The 20,845-nt window shown below is 56.0% G+C and carries 17 protein-coding genes and 1 pseudogene; 10 read left to right on the plus strand and 8 right to left on the minus strand.

The genetic code is table 11. The features are described from left to right. Positions 1–6: 6 nt before the first annotated feature. From HEQ72_RS02835 to HEQ72_RS02850, 4 genes and pseudogenes are all read left to right on the plus strand, one after another. A complete protein-coding gene (locus HEQ72_RS02835) occupies positions 7–1,242 on the plus strand; it encodes a phosphopentomutase (RefSeq protein ID WP_168022473.1) in 1,236 nt (411 codons plus the stop codon). 36 nt (positions 1,243–1,278) lie between these two features. Beyond that, positions 1,279–1,698, plus strand: a pseudogene (locus tag HEQ72_RS02840) (cytidine deaminase); the annotation flags it as partial. 18 nt (positions 1,699–1,716) lie between these two features. Beyond that, a complete protein-coding gene (gene udp, locus HEQ72_RS02845) occupies positions 1,717–2,502 on the plus strand; it encodes a uridine phosphorylase (RefSeq protein WP_168022475.1) in 786 nt (261 codons plus the stop codon). A 321-nt stretch (positions 2,503–2,823) separates the two neighbouring features. Next, positions 2,824–3,390: a winged helix DNA-binding protein gene (locus tag HEQ72_RS02850; protein ID WP_322099462.1), complete on the plus strand. Its 567-nt coding sequence runs from the start codon at positions 2,824–2,826 to the stop codon at positions 3,388–3,390. A 65-nt stretch (positions 3,391–3,455) separates the two neighbouring features. Here the strand turns inward: HEQ72_RS02850 and HEQ72_RS02855 are convergent, their stop codons facing one another. Further along, positions 3,456–5,741 (minus strand): hypothetical protein, encoded by a 2,286-nt coding sequence (locus tag HEQ72_RS02855; protein WP_168018556.1) that lies wholly within the window; start codon positions 5,739–5,741, stop codon positions 3,456–3,458. A gap of 363 nt (positions 5,742–6,104) precedes the next feature. Here HEQ72_RS02855 and HEQ72_RS02860 point away from each other — a divergent pair, with 363 nt between their 5' ends. The 4 genes from HEQ72_RS02860 to HEQ72_RS02875 all read left to right on the plus strand — a co-directional run bounded on the left by HEQ72_RS02860 (position 6,105) and on the right by HEQ72_RS02875 (position 9,320). After that, positions 6,105–6,728, plus strand: coding sequence for an exopolysaccharide biosynthesis protein (locus HEQ72_RS02860; protein ID WP_168018554.1), 624 nt, complete (start codon positions 6,105–6,107; stop codon positions 6,726–6,728). Positions 6,729–6,892: 164 nt separating this feature from the next. Beyond that, complete coding sequence (locus tag HEQ72_RS02865; RefSeq protein WP_066135129.1) at positions 6,893–7,225, plus strand: lipid asymmetry maintenance protein MlaB; 333 nt, start codon at positions 6,893–6,895, stop codon at positions 7,223–7,225. 209 nt (positions 7,226–7,434) lie between these two features. Continuing rightward, entirely contained in the window at positions 7,435–7,854 is a 420-nt protein-coding gene (locus tag HEQ72_RS02870) for an HIT domain-containing protein (RefSeq protein ID WP_066135127.1), read from the plus strand. A gap of 50 nt (positions 7,855–7,904) precedes the next feature. Then, the gene (locus HEQ72_RS02875) at positions 7,905–9,320 is read left to right on the plus strand and encodes a cryptochrome/photolyase family protein (RefSeq protein ID WP_209316158.1); all 1,416 of its coding nucleotides are present in this window, start codon (positions 7,905–7,907) and stop codon (positions 9,318–9,320) included. Here HEQ72_RS02875 and HEQ72_RS02880 read toward each other — a convergent pair whose 3' ends face one another. Then, positions 9,321–10,592, minus strand: coding sequence for a D-amino acid dehydrogenase (locus HEQ72_RS02880; protein WP_168022477.1), 1,272 nt, complete (start codon positions 10,590–10,592; stop codon positions 9,321–9,323). It lies immediately after the preceding gene. A gap of 232 nt (positions 10,593–10,824) precedes the next feature. Between HEQ72_RS02880 and HEQ72_RS02885 the strand changes: the two genes are divergently transcribed. Continuing rightward, entirely contained in the window at positions 10,825–11,826 is a 1,002-nt protein-coding gene (locus tag HEQ72_RS02885; protein ID WP_168022478.1) for an AMP-binding protein, read from the plus strand. A gap of 121 nt (positions 11,827–11,947) precedes the next feature. After that, entirely contained in the window at positions 11,948–12,775 is an 828-nt protein-coding gene (locus HEQ72_RS02890; RefSeq protein WP_322099463.1) for a sulfite exporter TauE/SafE family protein, read from the plus strand. Here the strand turns inward: HEQ72_RS02890 and gltX are convergent. The 6 genes from gltX to HEQ72_RS11355 form a co-directional block, all read right to left on the minus strand. After that, positions 12,772–14,109: a glutamate--tRNA ligase gene (gene gltX, locus HEQ72_RS02895; protein WP_168022480.1), complete on the minus strand. Its 1,338-nt coding sequence runs from the start codon at positions 14,107–14,109 to the stop codon at positions 12,772–12,774. The genes HEQ72_RS02890 and gltX overlap by 4 nt on opposite strands. Positions 14,110–14,140: 31 nt before the next feature. Next, complete coding sequence (locus tag HEQ72_RS02900; protein ID WP_168022481.1) at positions 14,141–15,811, minus strand: NAD+ synthase; 1,671 nt, start codon at positions 15,809–15,811, stop codon at positions 14,141–14,143. Between the two features lie 144 nt (positions 15,812–15,955). Further along, positions 15,956–17,101, minus strand: a complete 1,146-nt coding sequence (locus HEQ72_RS02905; protein ID WP_245184057.1) for a nicotinate phosphoribosyltransferase — start codon at positions 17,099–17,101, stop codon at positions 15,956–15,958. A 50-nt stretch (positions 17,102–17,151) separates the two neighbouring features. Beyond that, positions 17,152–18,570: a class II 3-deoxy-7-phosphoheptulonate synthase gene (locus HEQ72_RS02910; RefSeq protein ID WP_168022482.1), complete on the minus strand. Its 1,419-nt coding sequence runs from the start codon at positions 18,568–18,570 to the stop codon at positions 17,152–17,154. Positions 18,571–18,819: 249 nt separating this feature from the next. Then, complete coding sequence (gene gor / locus HEQ72_RS02915; protein WP_168022483.1) at positions 18,820–20,190, minus strand: glutathione-disulfide reductase; 1,371 nt, start codon at positions 20,188–20,190, stop codon at positions 18,820–18,822. Positions 20,191–20,283: 93 nt separating this feature from the next. Continuing rightward, a complete protein-coding gene (locus HEQ72_RS11355) occupies positions 20,284–20,817 on the minus strand; it encodes a GNAT family N-acetyltransferase (protein WP_168018539.1) in 534 nt (177 codons plus the stop codon). Positions 20,818–20,845 lie beyond the last annotated feature (28 nt).

The following is a 20,845-nucleotide window of genomic DNA, read 5'->3' on the forward strand; positions in this document are numbered from 1 at the left end:
ACCGGCATGCGCGCCATTATCTTGATCATGGACTCCTTTGGCATCGGCGCTACGCCTGATGCAGAGCGTTTCGGAGACCAAGGAGCCAGCACCATCGGCCATATAGCCCAATGGTGTCGTGATGGGCGGGCCGATAGCCCGGAGCGCTCGGGACCACTGCGGATTCCTAATCTTGAACGCCTGGGGATTGGCTTGGCCGCGCGTCTTGCGACAGGGGAACTACCAGCCGGGTTTAACCCTCAACCGGATATCATCGGCGCATGGGCTGCCGCCCGTGAAATCTCCAGCGGCAAGGACACCCCATCCGGTCACTGGGAACTGGCCGGTGTGCCCATAAGGTTTGACTGGGGTTACTTCGAGAAAAAGGACAATACGTTCCCCCCCACACTGTTGGAGAACTTGGTTCGCAGGTTTGATCTGCCGGGCTGGCTTGGCAACTGCCATGCCTCCGGGACGACCATTATCGCCGAGATAGGTGAGGAACACGTACGAACGGGCAGGCCCATTTTCTATACATCCTCGGATTCTGTTTTCCAGATTGCCTGCCACGAGGAAAGCTTTGGCCTGCAACGGCTGTACGATTTATGTGAGATCGCCTTTGAGGAAGTAAGGCCTTACAATATATGCCGTGTGATTGCCCGGCCCTTTATCGGAACAACAGCAGATACCTTCAAACGAACAGGAAACCGGCGCGACCTTGCTGTCAAACCCCCTGCCCCAACCGTTCTCGAGAAGTTGTCGAATGCTGGTGGGACCGTTGTCGGCATCGGTAAGATCCCCGATATCTATGCCCACGTCGGTATTACCCGCAGCATCAAGGCCAGCGGCCACAATGCACTGTGGGACACCACCCTGCGGGCCATGAAAGATACCGGGCCGAACAGTATTATCATGACCAACTTTGTCGACTTTGATCAAACCTGGGGGCACCGCCGTGATGTGGCTGGTTATGCCGCCGGGCTGGAGCACTTTGACAACAGACTGCCCGAACTGATGGCTTGCCTGGGCAAAAATGACGTGTTGCTGGTGTCTGCGGACCATGGTTGCGACCCTACCTGGCAAGGCAGCGACCATACACGGGAACACGTTCCCGTTCTTGCATTTGGGCACCGGATCCCACCGGGCAACGAAGGCATCCGCGAAACCTTTGCCGATGTGGGGCAAAGCTTGGCACACATGTTCAGGTTGCCACCATTCCCGGATGGAACCGTCATGCCGTGGGCGCGCGCGCTTTCGCCTTGACCACACCATCGTGTTACACCTTGTCAGAACCGGACTTGTTTTATGAACCATCATCAACAGCTCAGGCAGGAAGCGATAAAGGCCCGCGAGAAAGCCTATGCACCGTACTCCCGTTTCAAGGTTGGTGCTGCCCTGCAAACACATGACGGCCGTATCTTCCACGGCTGCAATGTCGAGAACGCATCATACGGACTGTGCAACTGCGCGGAACGAACGGCTTTGTTCAAGGCTGTCTCGGAAGGGTATAAACCCGGTGAATTCACATGCCTTGCCGTTGTTGGCGATACAGATGGCCCGATCACACCCTGCGGGGCCTGCCGCCAAGTTATCATAGAGCTTGGATCACCTGCCCTGGAGGTTGTCTTGACCAATCTGAAAGGTGATATGGAAACAACCACGGCATCAGCGTTGCTGCCAGGTGCGTTCTACCTTGATCCTGAAACAACACAATCCTGAAGTGGAAGTGCCGTTCTCATGCCCAATGTCAGCACCCAGCCCGAAGTTTTTCATCTTGGCCTGAACCGCGCCATACTCGCGGGCGCAACCGTCGCCATTCTGCCGGGAGACCCGGGACGAAGCCCCCTTATTGCCGAACGTATGGATAATGCGCGTCCACTGGCCAGTCACCGTGAATTCACATCGTGGCTGGGTGAGCTGGAGGGCATACCGGTTGTCGTATGCTCAACAGGAATTGGTGGCCCGTCTACATCGATCGCGGTCGAGGAACTGGCCCAGCTTGGCATTCGCACCTTCCTGCGCGTGGGCACAACGGGAGCTATACAAAAGCACATTGCTGTCGGTGATATTCTGGTGACAACTGGCGCTGTACGTCTGGATGGGGCAAGCCACCACTTCGCACCGGCCAGCTACCCTGCTGTAGCTGACTTTGACTGTACAACAGCCTTGGTTCGGGCCGCAAAAGAGGAAAGCGTAAACCTGCACGTTGGCATTACGGCGTCTTCGGATACCTTTTACCAAGGGCAAGAGCGCTATGATACCTACTCTGGGCATGTCCGCCGCCAATGGGCTGGGTCACTCTCGGAATGGCAGGCCCTGCACGTTATGAATTACGAGATGGAATCAGCCACCCTGTTTACCATGTGCTCCGCTATGGGCCTAAAAGCCGGTATGGTGGCGGGTGCAATCGTGAACCGAACTGAACAAGAAATGCCATCGCCTGATCTTATGAAGAGAACGGAACAAGCCGCCATTTCCGTGGTAGTCCGGGCAGCAGGCATTCTTGCGCACCAAACCACATGACACCCTCACAAGGCTGTGCATCTGTTGCATCACAAACAAAAACGCCGACAGAAAACACGTAAGCCAACCTGCAATACACCATATCCAAATCCGAATCGGAATGAGATGCTGTTGGTCATAGTGCTGAACCGATCTCCCTGAAGCAGGATACCACCGTCTTGATCCCGAAAAAATCTCACGGTTGCCCAGTAAACACGACATTCGCGCCGCAAACTTGTGATGTCCTATGATTTTACCTTGCAGACATCGTCATTGATGGCTCTATTAAGTGTAACTAATGCACGAAAATAAAAAACAATCAGATAGAGAGGAGGACGTCTCGTGCGAGAAGCAAGGGAACAAACACGGCCGGATGAAGCCATCACACAACGGTTTGATATCAATATGCCGGTCTCTGTTTGCGAACACAACGAACAGAGCCTGTGCCACGAATGGCAGTTAAGCGATCATGAATACAGCCTGATCGTTGCCCATAACGCCTTCAATCGCTGGATTACACGGTGCATGGCTGCCGTTGGATACCCGGATTTCAGCCCGCTTGATATTCTGGTTCTTCACAGTGTCAATCACCGCAGACGGGCAAAACGACTGGCAGACATTTGCTTTGTCCTGAATGTGGAAGACCAGCACACAGTTAATTATTCCTTGAAAAAAATGCTCAAGTCAGGATTGGTCGAGGGAGAGCGCCGCGGTAAGGAGCGCTTTTACAGGACAACAACACAAGGTGAAACCGTCTGTAGATCCTATCTTGCCATTCGAACCAAATGTCTGCGCGACGCTGCTGAACGACAGGATGACAGCGGGGATGGCTTTCACCATCTTGCAACGGCATTAAGAGATCTTTCGGGATTCTATGACCAAGTTGCCCGGGCAGCATCGTCGGTCTGACAGCGTACGTTGATCCTGAGCGGAGAAACCCGCTCAGGATCAACGCTGCCGCCGCATAAGGAATGTCAAAGCAGCTCTGCGAACTCTGGTACAAAAAATGCTACAGCCGCTTTCATATCGTCAGGCAAAAGCTCGAAGACATCCTGGACAAACTCTGATTTTACAAGGCTGGATGCAACCGTTGGCAGTTCTTCTGTTCTGCATGCCATAGCATCAAGGTCAATCCAGTCCCCCGAAATGTCCGAAGTAATGGGCCCCGGGGTATATCCATGAGATGAGGGCAGGCAGACACCAGCGAAACCTTCGTGCTTTTCGTCTGGCATTTCGACAGAAACCGTCATCCGCTCAGCCCGGAAATCGCGCCCGTGCTGATCTTGCAAAATAATCTTTCCGATATTGCTCTCAACAAGGAAGGATGCCGTAATGCCGTGTGCAGAGCCGGCCTGCGTTATCACATTGGCCAGTTCAGTTGGCGTACGCCACGACTGCGCCTGAATATGCAGAACGCCCGGTGAACTGAGAACAGGGTGGATAAACTCAAACGGCAGGGACAAGGCATGCCCCGAATATGCACCAATATCAAGAAAGGCAGTAGACGGCACAGCGTCTGAGGCCATACGCCCGTCCACACGGTCCAGAATATCGGGTGACCATACGATTGCCGGCGTTACGGACCAATGAGCCGCCGTAAAGGGTTGTGCGGCTGCATTCTCGATAACAAGAGCACCATCACTGATTTTTGCCAAGGTATTCTCCAACCCGGGCTTGCTCCGAATGGCATCGTTGACCGCCTGCTGGATTTCTTTAAGCGTCGCAAATGTATCCCGAACCGTAACGGCCTCATCCCCGATCTGGAACTGCAGATTCACAATCAGCAAATCCGGTCTTGTATCTGGCGGGGAATTGCCAGATCCCGACATCGCCATGGTGTTACCTGACAGGTCAAACCGGGCAAAAGATGGCTGTGCATAGGCCATTGCACCATCCTGCTGCAGGATACGGGATGCACCGGGCAAGGACGGTGCATCCTGACTCAGATCAGGAATGGCAGCAGGATCATACGCCTCGTCACCCTCGTGATACTGCCGGTCAAGACGCAGAGTTCTCTGCAAGGCAGGCTCATTCAAATGACGGTACGATGTATCCTGCGGCGGGATAACACCCGGCTTGCCGGGCTCAGTCTGGGCACCAATTGTGTCGGCTTGACCACGCCCATCAGGTATGACAAGCGTCACACGCTCGAAGATAAATCCTTCCGGGCTACTGATAACAAGCCTGTTCTGGCTGTCCAGTGACGCAACAAGTTCGTGGGGATCATTCACGAATGCCTGATTGAGGATCTCAACCAGCTGGTCAGGGCTGGTACTCTCACGATAATCGACTGCAATGTGAACAGATTCCCTCAGTATTTCTCCCTTGCGTAAAATAATGTTGAGGTCGAGAGGCTCTCCCCCATCACCGTTCGGTATACCTGATGGCCAAAGGCCAGAAAGCGTTATCGAAGATGGAACAGGATCCAGCGCAAGACCACCAGGTTCACCATCCCGGATCTGTAATGCAACAGGTGGCCTGGATAGAGTTACCTCCCCAGCCCCCATGGGAGCCTTGGTCGTTGTTTTTATGGTAATAACCCCATTACTGTCCGCAGCAACTTCAAAACGGGCCTTGGCGAACAGCCCCAAAACATCCTGCTCGCCGGCAAAGGTAATATTGACATCATGGCCACCAATCTTGAATTGCATGCCTTTTGGGGACAGCCCATCGGATAATGGAGGCAACCTGAATGTCATCGTGGATACAGCCCCGCTATCAGGGCCCGGAAAAGATGCATGCGCATACTGCACAGGTGGCAGGGCACGACCGGGCCCTTCGGTTGGCGGATTGTCGCCCAACATGATCCTGAATTCACCGGGACTGAAACGAAATTCTGTTGTACTGCCAATATCATCGCGGTGGGCTATGACCTTGCCAATACGGACACTACCCATGTTCATAAACCGAAGAGAATGACCATCCGGGGTAACCTTGATCCTTGCCGCCTCATGCATGCTTCCGCTTAGCGCAGTCTCCATGTCTTCGGCAAGACGATTGATGTCCCAGAACTTGGGACCTGAACCACGCGTAACATGATAGCTATGCCCGTCAATGGTAAAAGAAAGGCGATCAGCCTGAACGCCATAGACTGCGGTGTCCCCTGTACCTTGAACGTATGGGATGCGCCATTCCCAGACAGAATCGGCAGGGTAAGGAATATAGGACATCCCGGTGGCGTTACCATCCGCATCAACACCTGACAAAGAGCGCTCAGCACTGACAGCAGCATGCAGAGTTGTGTCATGATCTGTGCCCATATCCCCTCCCATGATGCAAAGACATCAAACACGCCGGAAAAACCTTTGAAGCACAATCCGCATTCATCTGAGAAAGGAACAGTGCAGAGCCATGAATACAATCACAAATACATCCAATACTCCACCGCAGTATTTTGACTGAGAAACAATTGCAATGATCAGATCAGGAAGGATCTGCTTATGAAATGCATGAAGGCAAATTTTTCTTTATGTTGAGATAATTCGTTTCACAGAAGCTGTACAGATTGTATTCATAAGATGCACAGGCTTGAAGAATACCGTAAAAACGTGCTCTGTTTTCTCCCGTCTCCCATCGCGCAGCACACTACAACGTACCTGAACTGCGATAACCCAGGTTTCTGCATGTCCTTTGATCAGCCGCGTTCCTACCGCCACATTCCAGCCTCCCAAGCTCTGGAAGCTCTTTCACCACCAGCTGGTTCTTCACGAATCTGTATCGGTGATATCACACGGGTTCTTGATGACCGAGCATGGGGTGTCATCGTTCTGGCCCTGGCATTTCCCTGCCTCATTCCTATGCCGATACCGGGTTTTGGCCTTGTGTTCGGGGCTCCCCTGCTGGTTATAAGTCTGCAACTGGCAGCCGGACAGAAAAGACCATGGCTTCCGGCTATTCTAAGCCGCCAATCGATTGACCTTGAGACATGGAAAAAGTCACTTGCTGTCATTCTACCCAGAATGAAGAAAGTTGAAAAAATCCTGCGCTATCGTTTGCCATGGCTCTCATCAACCGCAGGAGAAAGATTGACAGGCCTTATGATGGTTATTGTGTCTGTCCTTCTTCTCCTCCCGGTTCCCTTTACCAATATCCCTTTAGGAATCATCCTCTGCCTGCTGGGGCTTGGGCTTTTTGAGCGTGACGGGATTGTTCTTCTGATTGCATGGTGCCTGTCATTAATCGCCCTTATAATTTTTTCCGGACTTATCCTTTTCGGCGGCACCGCCGTCATGGGGCTTTTTGCCTGAATGACCCCATATCCCGCAAAACAGGCCCCGAAGCGCGTCGCAACCTGCGAATGCAGCAGGGACATCAGCACACATAAAACAATAATACCTTGATATAAAAGCCTCCCTAATCCTGGCATCGGGCTTGCTCTGACATGGGTAAGCCGATGAAGGAGTACAGAGAGATGTCCGTTACCCTGCTCAACAGCCACCAAGACATTATTGCTGTTGTCATGGGTGACCTAACCCTCTCGACCCTGGACAGCGTTCTGCCGGTGTTTATAGACATCAGCCAAGACGCAAAGCAGGACGTAACCCTTGATCTGAGCAGCGTAGCGGTCATCGACGCCGCCGCAATCGGGTTGATCATCGCGCTGAACCAACGCCTGGTTTCCAGTGGTCGGGCACTGACACTCCTGTGCCCGCCCGGTCAGCCAAGAGGCCTGCTGTCCCTGGTCGGACTGGATAGTCAGGTCAAGATGATAGAGACATACGCACCCGGACCAGCGGTGCACTGAAACACCGGCAGAGGGGTAAAACCTTCTGCCCACCCCCGCCAAGCCTGAGACCCATCTCTCCCCCAGGGTCTTCAGGAATGGCGGGGGTTCCTCATTCCAGCATCCAGGACCATGGGCATACAGAATTGTTTTGCAGGCTTTCCCGTGACAAAACAACCTCATTAGGGCAGCATGGGGTGCACTGTCACAGCACCAGGAAAGAGCGCGCAATGTTCAGGCTGCACCCCCGCCTTGAAGCCGATACCGTTGAGATTGCGGTCTGGCCCCTGAGCCGGGTTCTGCTGATGAATGATCGTACGTACCCTTGGCTGATCCTGGTCCCCCAGCGGGAAGATGTCCGTGAGCTGCACCATCTGTCACCGGAGGATCGTACCCGCCTGGTCCATGAAATGGCGCTGGCAGCACGTCTGCTGGAAGATGCAACCAAGGCGGACAAGATCAACGTAGCCGCATTGGGGAACCAGGTGCCCCAGCTGCACGTACATGTGATTGCCCGTTTTCACGATGACCCGGCATGGCCCGATCCTGTATGGGGTGTTGTCCGCCCCGAACCTTATGATCAAGCCAGCCTCTCTCATACAATCCGTATGCTTCGCGGTAATATGACCCCGCCACAAACAGCCGGATAAGAGCTATATATCATTACCAGCCGCACGTTCCCGTCACGATGGATCTCTCCATGAACACGCATTCCCCTGCCCTGGTCTGGTTTCGCTATGACCTGCGCCTGGATGATCATCCCGCCCTTGTTGCCGCCATCGAAAGTGGAGCCCCTGTCGCAGGAGTCTTTGTTCTGGATCCGGATAGTGATGGCCGCCCGCTTGGGGCCGCATCACGCTGGTGGCTGCATCACAGCCTGAAAAGCCTGACAGACCAGCTTGCCTGCCATGGCGTGACATTGATATTTCGCCACGGCAGTAGCGCGACAGAAATTCCCTCACTTGCCAAAGCGTTGAATGCCAGTGCGGTTTTCTGGAATCAAGGCCACACACCGTGGATGACGGCACAGGACAACGCAGTACAGGACGCCCTGAAGTCCCGTTCCATACAGGGCATCATGACACGCTCCGGCTTGGTGGCTGATCCAGGGGCTGTACGTAACAAGGCCGGAGGGCGGTTCCGTGTCTTCACACCATTCTGGAAGACACTGTCAACACTCCACCCACCACACAAACCGCTGGACGTACCATCGCAGATACGGCCTGCACACGTCTCCCGTACAAGCGGTTCAAACCTGCAGGATTTCGGCCTTCTCCCCACATCAGGACCGGACTGGACACAAGGGCTGCGGGATACTTGGGAACCGGGAGAAGACGGCGCTTTCCAACGCCTCGGGCATTTTCTGGATGGTATCATCGATGACTATGCCACGGGCCGTGACTTTCCGGACCGGGCGGCAACATCGCGCCTGTCGGCCCATTTGCGGTTCGGGGAAATTTCTGTCCGCCGGATATGGGATGCAACGTTGGGAGCTGTGGGCGAGAAGGGCCTGAAGTTCCTTTCAGAAATCGGATGGCGGGAATTCAATCATCACATCCTGTTCCAGCACCCTTCCCTGCATACAGAACCGCTGCGACCGGAATTCCGCAGATTCCCCTGGCAGGATGACCCAAAAGCATTTCGGCTCTGGTGTCGTGGCCAGACCGGCTACCCCATTGTAGATGCCGGCATGCGGGAGCTATGGCACACAGGCTGGATGCACAACCGCGTACGCATGATCGTTGGCTCCTTTCTGGTGAAAGATCTGCTGGTGCCGTGGCAAAAGGGTGAAGACTGGTTCTGGGATACATTGGTGGATGCCTGCCCCGCCAATAATCCGGGCAACTGGCAGTGGGTAGCTGGCTGTGGCGCCGACGCGGCTCCATTCTTCCGTATTTTCAATCCAGTCCTGCAGGGTGAAAAATTCGATCCTGCCGGTGCGTATGTGCGCCGCTGGATTCCCGAGTTACGAACCCGAAGCACACGGTCTGTCCAGCACCCTGTTGACCCCGACGACCTGTTTGCGCGCAGTGCCTACCCACCTCCCATTGTCAACCATGGGCATGCGCGCGACCGTGCCCTTGCAGCCTTGAAGGCCCTTGATACAGCCACCTGATCAGACCGGACGGTCCGGTTCTCCGTAACGGGCAATGCTGAGACCGTCCATGTCAATATCCGGAGAACATCCACTGACAAGGTCTGCCGTAATCCGCGCCGAGCCACAGGCCATGGTCCATCCCAGGGTTCCGTGTCCGGTGTTGATCCACATATTGCCATACCGGCATCCGCCCAGAACAGGGGTTCCGTCAGGCGTCATCGGACGCAGGCCACACCAAGCATCTGCATAGTCTACCATGCCGGCATCAGGGAACAAATCCCGCACCACATGCCGGATCGTACGAACACGACGCGGAGAAAGCGTCAAATCATAGCCAGCCAGTTCTGCCGTTCCCGCAGCACGGATACGATCCCCCAAACGGGTCACCGCCACCTTGTATGTCTCATCCATAATGGTGGAACGTGGCGCAACATCCTCGCTCAATACGGGCAAGGTGATGGAATACCCTTTTACAGGCGCTATCGGCAGATAAATACCAATCTCGCGGGCGACAAGAGGCGATGAACTCCCCAAAGCCAGCACAAAGGCATCAGCCATAGTCAAGCCTTCAGATGTCAGGACGCCCGTAACCCGCGTCGCATCCACCTGCAAGGCCTTGACCGTCACACCATGACGGAAAACAACGCCCGCATCGGCTGCCATGGCGGCAAGGGACCGGGTAAATTTCAGACAGTCACCAGTTTCATCTCCGGGCAAGCGCAAACCACCGACAATCTTGTGCTGAACGGGTGCCAACCCGGGTTCAACCGCGATACAGCCGACCTGATCCAGAATGTCATGGCGCACACCATGGCGTTCAAGAACTCGACAATCGCGGGAAGCCTCGTCCAGTTGCGTCTGCGTACGGAAAATCTGCAAGGTTCCAAGCATACGTTCGTCATACGTAATCGCGGTTTCTGCCCGCAGCGCCTTCAGAAGATCCCGCGAGTATTCGGCGATACGCACCATACGGGCCTTGTTGATCTCATAAGAAGAAGGATTGCAGTTGGCCAAGGCACGCGCCATCCAGACAACCGTGTCCGGATCAACAGCAGGGTGGAGAACTAGGGGCGCATGCCGTGAGAACAGCCATGACAGGGCCTTGAGAGGAATGCCCGGTGCCGCCCACGGAGAGGCATAGCCCGGTGATATTTCCCCTGCATTGGCATAGCTGGCCTCCAGGGCACTCCCCTTCTGGCGGTCAAGAACCTCTACCTCATGGCCGGCACGAGACAAGTACCACGCTGTTGTAACACCGATCACACCGGCGCCAAGAACCAGAACACGCATGCGATCCCCCATCCCCATGCACAGACTGAACCCGGATGAATACGGACTTCAGCTCCGTGATTTCCTTTCTGGTCACCGTAGCATGAAAATCCCGCCGCACACATGGCGCCACGACCAAGCAGAGATAATCGACAATACCAAAAACCTGACAGATCCAGGAAACCAGGTAAAATAGGATGTGATGCCGGGGGGCACAAAGAACAGACATCACATGGGGAAAGGCAGAAGATTCATGACAGGCTCTTTTTACGCAAGCATATACGCGCGATCACCTGCCAACGGGAATCGTATTCTGCTGGATACACCCGGTGGTCGAACCATCACTTGGACCATGGCAGCAGAATGGTCGGCCCGCTATGCAGACAGCTTGTACCGGCTTGGCCTGCAAAAAGGTGGCCGTATCGCCGTACGGGTACAAAAATCACCCGAGCTTCTGTTGCTGCATCTGGCCTGTCTGAGGGCGGGCGTGGTCTTTATCCCCATCAACCCGGATCATGAGGGGCAGGCACTGGACCATATTCTGCATGACACCAGACCACAGGTCCTGATCGTGGAACCGGAACAGGAAGACCACTTTCATGCCTTGGCACAGCGCTTCGGTATTCATCATGTGCTGACTTTGGGGACACATCACAACGGAACTTTTGCCATTCATGGCAGCAAAGGATCAGATCAGTTCCCGATCGTGGAATGTCGCCCCGATGACCCGGCAGTCATACTGTATCATTCTGACACCAAAGGACAGCAGAGTGGCTCCTTGCTGTCCCACGGCAATCTACTGTCCGTGGCGCAGAACATCATACAGGCGTGGCATATCACAGATCAGGATATCGTTCTGCATACCGTACCCATGTTTCAGGCTTATGGCCTGTCTATCGGGTGCCATTGCGCCTTGCTTGCGGGGGCAAGCATGATATGGCTTCCCTCCTTCAACGTAGACACCGTTCTGGCCAGCCTACCCCGCTGCACCATCTTCACGGGAACACCATCTTCCTACGAGAAGCTGTTGCAAAAATCCGGGCTGGGTCGCGTATCCACCCAGAATATCCGCCTGTTCCTGTCTGACACAGGTTCCCTGCCGGACCACATGTTCCATGACTTTGAGGCCCGCACGGGCCATCGTATCCTGGAATGCTCCGGCATTACGGAAAGCACACACATTACAACGGCAGGCAACGCCAACAGGCACGAAACAAGGACCCCTCACGACAAACGGCTGGTTCCAAATCCATAAAACAGCCCCCCCCTTTGTGTTAGCAAGACATAATCTCTTGCCCGAAGGGAACCCATCACTTTGACAGCCCCATGAATGTGGCTCATCTTGGCTGGCCCTGCACATGGCATGGACCAACACAGTGAGCACCGATACAACACTCAGCATTCTCGCCCTGGCTGCCGGCTTTGTCGGAACGGGAATTGCTGCCGGATTCCTAGCCGGGCTTCTGGGAGTTGGCGGTGGGATCATCATGGTCCCTGCCCTGTTCCACCTGCTGGCAACCCCGGGCATTGATGACAGTATACGGATGCACATGGCCGTTGGAACATCCTTGGCCGTCATTGTCCCGACGGCCCTGTCATCGTCATGGTCGCACTACCGTCGTCATGCCATCGATGCAGACCTGCTGAAGACATGGGCACCCGGTATTGTCGCAGGCTCTGTTCTGGCAGGTATCATAGCAGCATCAGTCAAGGGATACGTCCTGACTACCGTGTTCTCGGTTACAGCTCTTCTGGTCGCCCTCCACATGGCCCTCGGCCCGTCAGGACCTTCTTTCACCATCCGGATGCCGGGAACTTTGGGGCAACTCTGCCTGGGCACCCTGATCGGCACACTTGCCACATTGATGGGCATTGGCGGAGCAACATTAAGCGTGCCGGCCATGACAGCTTTCTCTGTCCCCATACACCGCGCTGTTGCAACGGCCAGTGCCCTTGGTCTGGCGATAGGGATTCCCGGCGCGGTCGGGTTTGCCATGGCCGGAATGGATACCCCCGGGCGCCCCCCTTGGTCACTGGGCTACATAAGCCTGCCCGGCGCACTGGTTCTTGCACCACTCAGCGCCTGCTTTGCCCCATGGGGGGCACGGGTTTCACATACGGTCAAACCACACAGACTGCGCCAAGTCTTTGCCCTCTTTCTTTTCGTGACAAGCCTGCGCATGCTCTGGAATCTCCAGAGTTAGGCAGCACCCCCCAGCCGCTGCAGAACGCGACCACGCCCAAGCAAGGGTAGAAGAATCTTAAGCTCCGGACCATGATCCAAACCGGTCAGGGCCAAGCGCAGTGGCATGAACAAGGCTTTGCCTTTTCGCCCGGTTTGCGTGGACACAACCCCTGTCCACTGCTTCCAGGTCTGCTCGTCCCATGGCTCTGGCGGAAGCAAGGAAGCGGCTTCGACCAGGAAAGCTGGATCTTCGCAAACAGGAACCATTGGGCCATGTAAAATACGGTACCACGGCAGGGTATCGGCAACTGTCTGCACGTTCGGACGAACAGCCAACCAGAAGGACTCGTCGGCCAGATCACAACCCAGGGACCGAAGGCGTTGGGCAACCCGATCCCAGCCCATGCCATGGACCAGTTTTTCTGTCAGACGCATCAAATCGGCTTCATCAAGCCTCGGGGTACCACGCCCAAAGCGCCCGAGATCAAAATCCTGGATCAGAACCTGCACATCCTGAATCGGCTCCACCGCACCTGAAGAGCCAAGGCGCGCCAAAAGGGCATGGACAGCCAGTGGCTCAACCCCCTTGTCACGCAACTCCGCCACAGACAAACTGCCGCTGCGCTTGGACAGCTTGTGCCCATCCGCTCCAACCAACAGGGGAAGATGGGCAAACGCCGGCAGACTTCCCCCCAAGGCATGGAACATCTGGATCTGGACCGCCGTATTGGTTACGTGATCCTCACCCCGCACAACATGGGTTATGCCCATCGCAACATCGTCAACAACCGACGGTAACAAATATAAAAAGCTGCCATCTTCCCGTATCACAACCGGATCGGCCAAGTGGGCTGCGTTATAAACACACTCACCACGAACCAGGTCCGTCCAGCGTATCTCTCCGGGATCGAGCCGGAATCGCCAGTGCGGGCGCCGTCCCTGTTGCTCCAGGGTTTCCTTCTGCTCCGATGTCAGCGCCAATGCCGAGCGGTCATAAACAGGAGGCAAGCCCCGTGCACGCTGCCGGTTGCGCATATATTCCAGTTCTTCGGGTGTCTCGTAACAAGGATACAGGCGACCATCGGCAATCAGGCGGTCCCGCGCCTGCATATACAGATCAAGCCGACGCGACTGGAAAAACTCCTGCCCCCATTCAATGCCCAACCAGCGCAGGTCACGGGCTATGCCTTCGATGAATTCAGGCCTGGAACGCTCCCGGTCTGTATCATCATAGCGCAGAACAAAGCGCTCCGGATCACCGCCCGCAAGCAGGAAATTAATAACAGCCAGACGGATATTGCCCATATGAAGGGCACCGGTGGGGGAAGGAGCAAAGCGAACACGAACAGACATTCAGTATGTTTTCCAGAAAGCCCGGATAACCTCAGGCCAGTTTTACAAAAGCATTGGTCAACGGATAGCGGCGCTCGCGCCCGAATGCACAACGGGTGATCTTGACACCGGGCGGGGCTTGACGACGCTTGTATTCCGCACGATTCAACAGCACCCATACCCTTTCAACCTCGGCCTGAGGGTAGCCTGTTTCTGCCGCAACAGCCGAAACGCTTTTGCGCTCCTCAATCAGTTTCTCCAAGATAGAATCCAGCACCGGATATGGGGGCAAACTGTCTTCATCTTTCTGGTCGTGGCGCAGTTCCGCCGTGGGTGGCTTGTCAATGACCCGCCGCGGCATGACAGGCCCGGCCGGCCCAAGAAGCCCCTGCGGGCAACGGATATTGCGCCATTCCGATACAGCAAAGACCGTGGTCTTGTAGATATCCTTCAAAACAGAATACCCGCCGCACATATCACCGTACAGGGTCGCATACCCGGTGCTCATCTCGGACTTGTTGCCCGTTGACAGAACCATCGGGCCAAATTTGTTGGAAAGCCCCATCAGGATCACACCCCGCGTGCGGGACTGCAAATTTTCTTCGGTAATATCGGGCAGATGACCGGAAAAGAGAGGAGCCAGCATCTGATCCCACGCATCAACAGCCGGAGCAATGGGAATGGTATCAAGACGGCACCCCAACAGACGCGCAACCTCGGCAGCATCATCCAGACTTTCGCGCGACGTATAGACCGACGGCATCATCACACACCAGACACGGTCGGCACCCAGCGCATCCACCGCGATTGCGGCCGACAGGGCACTGTCAATGCCCCCCGAAAGTCCCAGCAGAACGCCGGGAAACGCATTTTTGGTTACGTAGTCGCGCAAGCCAAGAACCAAAGCCCGGTAGATATATTCTTCCCGCCGCGGATACGCGGCAGGGGACGACGCGCCCCCGTCCGGCCACCATCGCGCATTTCGGCGCGACCACGTGCAAAATGTGACGCCTTCATCCCACGACGGCGCGGCATGGCACACGGCAGAATCGCACCCGAGAACGAAGGAAGATCCATCAAACACCAATTCATCCTGACCACCTACCTGGTTGACATACACCAAAGCCAAACCGGTTTCGCCCACACGGGCCGCGGCGTGCTGCTGCCTTTCGGCAATTTTGTCCAGTTCCCACGGAGAACCATTGAGCACCACCAGCAGCTCTGCCCCGCTACGGGCAAGAGAGCGTGATACATCCGGGAACCACATATCCTCACAAACCATGACCCCCATGCGAACACCACGCACCGTAACCGGCTGCGGCAGAGGGCCTGCAGAAAAAACCCGTATCTCGTCAAAAACGCCATAGTTCGGCAGGTGATGCTTCAGAATAATATCCTTAATCACCCCTCCATCCAGAACCAGTGCCGCATTGTAAAGCGCACCGTCCTGCCGCCAGGGGGCACCCACCAGAAGGGCGGGCCCACCATCCGCTGTCAGGGCGGCAAGAGCCTGAAGCTCACTCTCTATCATATCCAGAAAGGCCGGACGGTATACCAAATCCTCGGGCGGGTATCCGCACAGGACCAGCTCACCGGTTATCAGAAGATCGGCTCCTTCTGCCGCAGCTTTACCCCTGGCATGCCGAACCAGTGCCGCATTGGCCCGGACGGCACCAACAGTCGGATTGAGCTGCGCCAGCGCCAGCTTCAGGGTATCAGGCATCACCATGATCATTCTGCGATATCAAAACCAGCGAAGTCCGGCAAGCTAGGATGGAGACAGACCCCTGTCAACGCGCAAGACGACAGAACACACCAAGCCGCAGGTAAAAAGACAGGAAAGGAGCAATCACCAGGCTGCATACCGTTAACGTGAACGACGCAGCAGAAATTCACGGCCAACCTTCACCCTAGGTTCCCCTCCATAGGCAATAATGTCAGCCGTTGCATAGGTCTCTTGCCAAGAATCCGGTAGAAAACTGCCTGTTCCAATCACATCCACCGGCGCCCGGGCATACCCGATAACACGGCACTTCTCCGGCGTAAAACCAGACGAAGCCACAATCCGCACACCAGGGAAACCTGCCTTGTCCAGGCAATCGCGCACATGCCATATGGCTGCCGCCGATACGCCCGTTCCAATAAGATGCTTCAGTTCCCGATCCGTACGGTACCCCCGAATGGCTTGGGGGGCATGTTGGTCCAGAACAGCATAGCTGGATTGAGGATCAAGCCCTTGCAGGAAACGCCCACCATGCGTATCCAGACGCACGGCAAGGCGCCCCGCCACTGCCAGGTCCGGGAAAGTACGGCATACCTCCAGAGTGTCATCTACTTCCTGCCCGAAGTAATCCACCAGAACCGTCAGGGGATCGTCGGGAAACGTTTCGTGATACATCTTGGCGGCCTGCACCGTTGACCCGGCATAACCAATCAAGGCATGCGGCATGGTCCCCATACCCTCGCTACGGCCAAACCAGTGCGCTGTCGCATCTGTGGCATTGCCCGTAAAACCACGTGCACCAGCCCTCTTGCGGGCAGCAGCAGAGCCGACAGATGCCGCATAGGCCATCAAGGCAGCCATCTCTGTTCCGGCACAATGCCGTGCATCCATGGCCAGAAAATCAACATGAGGCAGCTCGCTGCACATGGCCTCCGCCTGCCAGGCAGCAACGCAGGCAGCGCCCAGTTTCTGCAACAACAGCGTTTCCAGCTCAACCAGAACAGAGAAACGACCGGTCACAAAAAGAAGCGGTTCCCCCGCACCAACACGGTCCCCTTCCGCAAAGGGTTCCTCAATGCAGATACCCGGTCCGTCTTTGGGAACAACAGCCTCCAGCCACTCACGCGCCATGCGCGTTGCAGCCAGAACCGGGCGGCGCAAGAAAATAGCATAGGTGACATCAATATCACCAAACCGCTCAATAATGTTTCGGGTACGGGAAAAATACGCATCGGTCCACGCCCGAACAGAATCAGGCGAAGGAGGAAACCTGTCCAGCAATCCTTCCAAGATGATATCCTTTGCACCCCAGACCAAAGCAGAACAAACAACGCGACAGATCAAGCCCCCACGGCAAACCCGGACAATGGCTGCCCCCGTCGCTCCTCCTTCAATGCCTGGGCAACCAGGAAAGCAAGATCCAAGGACTGGGCCGCATTCAGGCGGGGATCACAAAAAGTATGATAGGCATCCCCCAGTCTGGCTTCGGTAATAGCCTGGGATCCGCCAATACACTCTGTCACATCACGCCCGGTCAGTTCCAGGTGCAAGGCTCCGGCATGGCTGCCTTCAGCCCGATGGACGGCGAAGAATGTCCGCACCTCGGCCAAGATGCGGTCGAAACAACGGGTCTTGTAGCCATTGGCAGCCTTGTGGGTGTTGGCATGCATCGGATCGCAAGACCACACAACCTTGCGCCCCTCGCGTTGCACAGCACGGATCAGGGCAGGCAGACGCGCCCCCAGAGCCTCTGCCCCCATACGGGTAATCAGGGTCAGGCGCCCCGCCTCGTTAGCGGGATTGAGAATATCACACAGCCGCAGGAGCACGTCCGGCGTTGTCCCCGGACCAACCTTGACAGCCACCGGATTCTGGACGCCGCGCAGAAACTCCACATGCGGCCCTTCGGAATCGCGGGTACGCTCGCCAATCCACAGCAGATGGGCGGAACAGCAGTACCAGTCCCCTGTTGTGGAGTCCACACGGGTCAGTGCCTGCTCATAGGGCAGCAGAAGCGCCTCGTGTGATGTGTAGAAGTCCGTCTTGCGCAACTGGGGTACACGCTCCCCCGTCAGGCCGCATGCATCCATGAAGCACAGGGCTTCCTGGATACGGTCTGCCATTTCCTGGTAACGAGCCACCTGTTCAGAGCCATTGACAAAGCCTAATGTCCACTGATGAACCTTGTGCAGATCGGCGTAACCACCTTCTGCAAAGGCACGCAACAGGTTCAGGGTCGCTGCAGACTGGTTGTAAACCTGCATCATGCGCTGCGGATCCGGCGTACGGTCCTGCAAGGTAAAATCCGGGCCATTGATCATGTCACCCCGGTAACTGGGCAGCTCCTGGCCATCCTGCATTTCCGTTGCAGCAGACCGGGGCTTGGCAAACTGGCCGGCCATGCGCCCAACCTTCACAACCGGGCACGATGCACCGAAGGTCAGGACAATCGCCATTTGCAGAATAACACGGAAGGTATCGCGGATCGAATCAGCCCGGAACTCCGAGAAGCTTTCCGCGCAATCACCGCCCTGGAGCATAAAGGCCCGCCCTTCAGCGACCTCGGCCAAGGCACTGCGCAGACGACGAGCTTCCCCGGCAAAAACCAGAGGCGGCAGGCCCCGCAAGGAATCTTCTACAGCTTGAAGCTTCTGTGGATCAGGATAGGTCGGCATCTGGAATGTCTCAAATGGCCACCCCGCCTCTACTGCCGAGTGCACAATGCTCCTCCAGCTTTCGGGGGTCCATTTTCCAGACATAACACCATCATCCTCCTTAAAGCAGACAGAGAAAAAGACTCTGACAAAAACAACAGGGAGTCCGAGATATAGGCTCCATCCGCATACAGACGCAAGCCAACAGACCAAAAGCAGGCAAAAAAGTCAGCCGGTTACCTCGCCACCCTTTTTATGGGCCCGGAGCAACGGTCTGCAGAGCAACGCATTGGGGCAAAGAATACACCACTGAAACAGGATTCCCTTTGCATCAAGACGTGTACTTATAACAAATCACACGGATACTGGGTCAGGCCGTGGTGTACGCAGGGTTACAAATTCTTCTGCTGCTGTGGGATGAATACCAACCGTCGCATCAAAGTCCTTCTTGGTCAGGCCGGCCTTTACGGCGATAGCGAGCCCCTGGATGATCTCCGGCGCATCAGGACCAACCATATGGGCCCCGATCACAATCTGGGTTGCCCGATCGACCAGAAGCTTCATCATGGTGCGTTCCTCGCGCCCTGAAAGGGTATTTTTCATCGGACGAAAGCGGGTCACATACACATCAACCGGGCCACGGGCACGCGTCTGCTCTTCGGTCAGGCCAACCGTACCGACGGCGGGCTGGCTGAAAACAGCTGAGGCCACATTTTCATGGTCCGGAGTCATCGGGTTGTTGTTGAATTCAGTTTCAGCAAAACAGGCGCCTTCCCGGATTGCAACCGGGGTCAGGTTGATACGGTTTGTCACATCACCCACGGCCCATATGCTGCTGATACTGGTCCGGGACCAAGCATCAACCTGTACCGCACCGGTTCGGGGATCCAGCGCAACCCCGGCTTCTTCAAGCCCCAGACCCGCCGTGTTGGGGACCCGACCCGTTGCGTACATAACCTGCTCGCAGGCCAAGACCCGGCCATCCTGCAACGTTACCATCCGGCGATCATCCTTCTCGCAACGGATAGATTGCACCTGGCTCTTGCGACAGATCGTAATGCCCTGATGTTCAAGTTCGGCAACCAGGTGCTCGCGGATATCCTGATCGAAACCACGCAGAATATTGTCGGCCCGGATAACCAAGGTCACCGCGCATCCCAAGGCACGGAAAAGGCCCGCGAATTCCACCGCAATGAAGCCCCCCCCGACAATCACAATGCTGTCCGGCAAGCGGGGCAAATCCAGCGCCTCGTTGGATGTTATGGCATGCTCGACACCCGGGATATCCGGCAGGACAGGCCACCCACCAACAGCGACCAGTATTCTCTGTGCCGTCATACGGCGACCATTGACCTCAACCGTATGCGGATCAACAAGCCTGCCTCGCCCCTCTACCAGCTCGACATGATTTGACTTCAGCGTATTGCGGTAGACTGTCTCCAAGCGATCAAGTTCTCGGTTCTTGCTCGCCACAAGCGCCGGCCAGTCAAGATGGACATCACCAACATTCCAGCCATATCCACGTGCATCCTGAAAGGAACGGGCAAACTCGGCCCCATAGATCAGCAGTTTCTTGGGAACACAGCCGCGGACGACACAGGTTCCGCCAACCCGGCTTTCCTCGATCACGGCAACACGGGCTCCATACCCACCGGCAAGACGGGATGCCCGAACACCACCGGATCCGGCACCAAGCGTTACAAGATCGTAATCAAAAGCTGCCATTATATCTTCCTGATTATTGTCCGGGCACCGGCCTGCATGGTGCACTGTGCCCGTGCATCGAAGGAACGAACGGCACCGCCAAGTCCGCCTGACTTACGCAGAGAGCACAGAGAAGCTGTACCGCTCTGCCATAAATGACATCCCTGCCCGCACCAAAGGCTCTGCACCACCGGGCAGTCCCCCCATATGCTCGACTGCCGCAGCCCAGGGAGCACCAGAGGGAACGAACAGATCCGCCCTTACACCGCGCCCGCGCGCCACCTTTTCCAAAGCCGCCTTCAACAGCTGACGCCCAAGGCCCTGCTTCTGATGCGCACCCAGTACCGTGAAGTGACTGATCAACCAGTGCTCGGGCACACCGGGAGGATGGCCGGGAGCAACGCAGATAAAACCGACAGGACCATGCATGGAATCCGCTACCATAGCCTGGCCGCCATTGCGCGTTGTTGCGCGGGCCTTCAGCCATTCACGCCATTCTGCCGCACGGTCACCGGCCGACAGAACCAAGGCTGTTGGCGGCATTCCCCAAGGAACAGCAGCCTGCAAACCAATCCTGTGTATAAGGCCCAATGCATCTGCATCGATCAGGGTTGCTTCCCGAATAACAGTTCCATCAGATCCAGCCACACCGCATACTCCCTGTCTTTCCCTGAAG

Origin of the sequence: Haematospirillum sp. 15-248 (assembly GCF_012102665.1) — a bacterium.
Lineage (GTDB): Bacteria > Pseudomonadota > Alphaproteobacteria > Rhodospirillales > Rhodospirillaceae > Haematospirillum.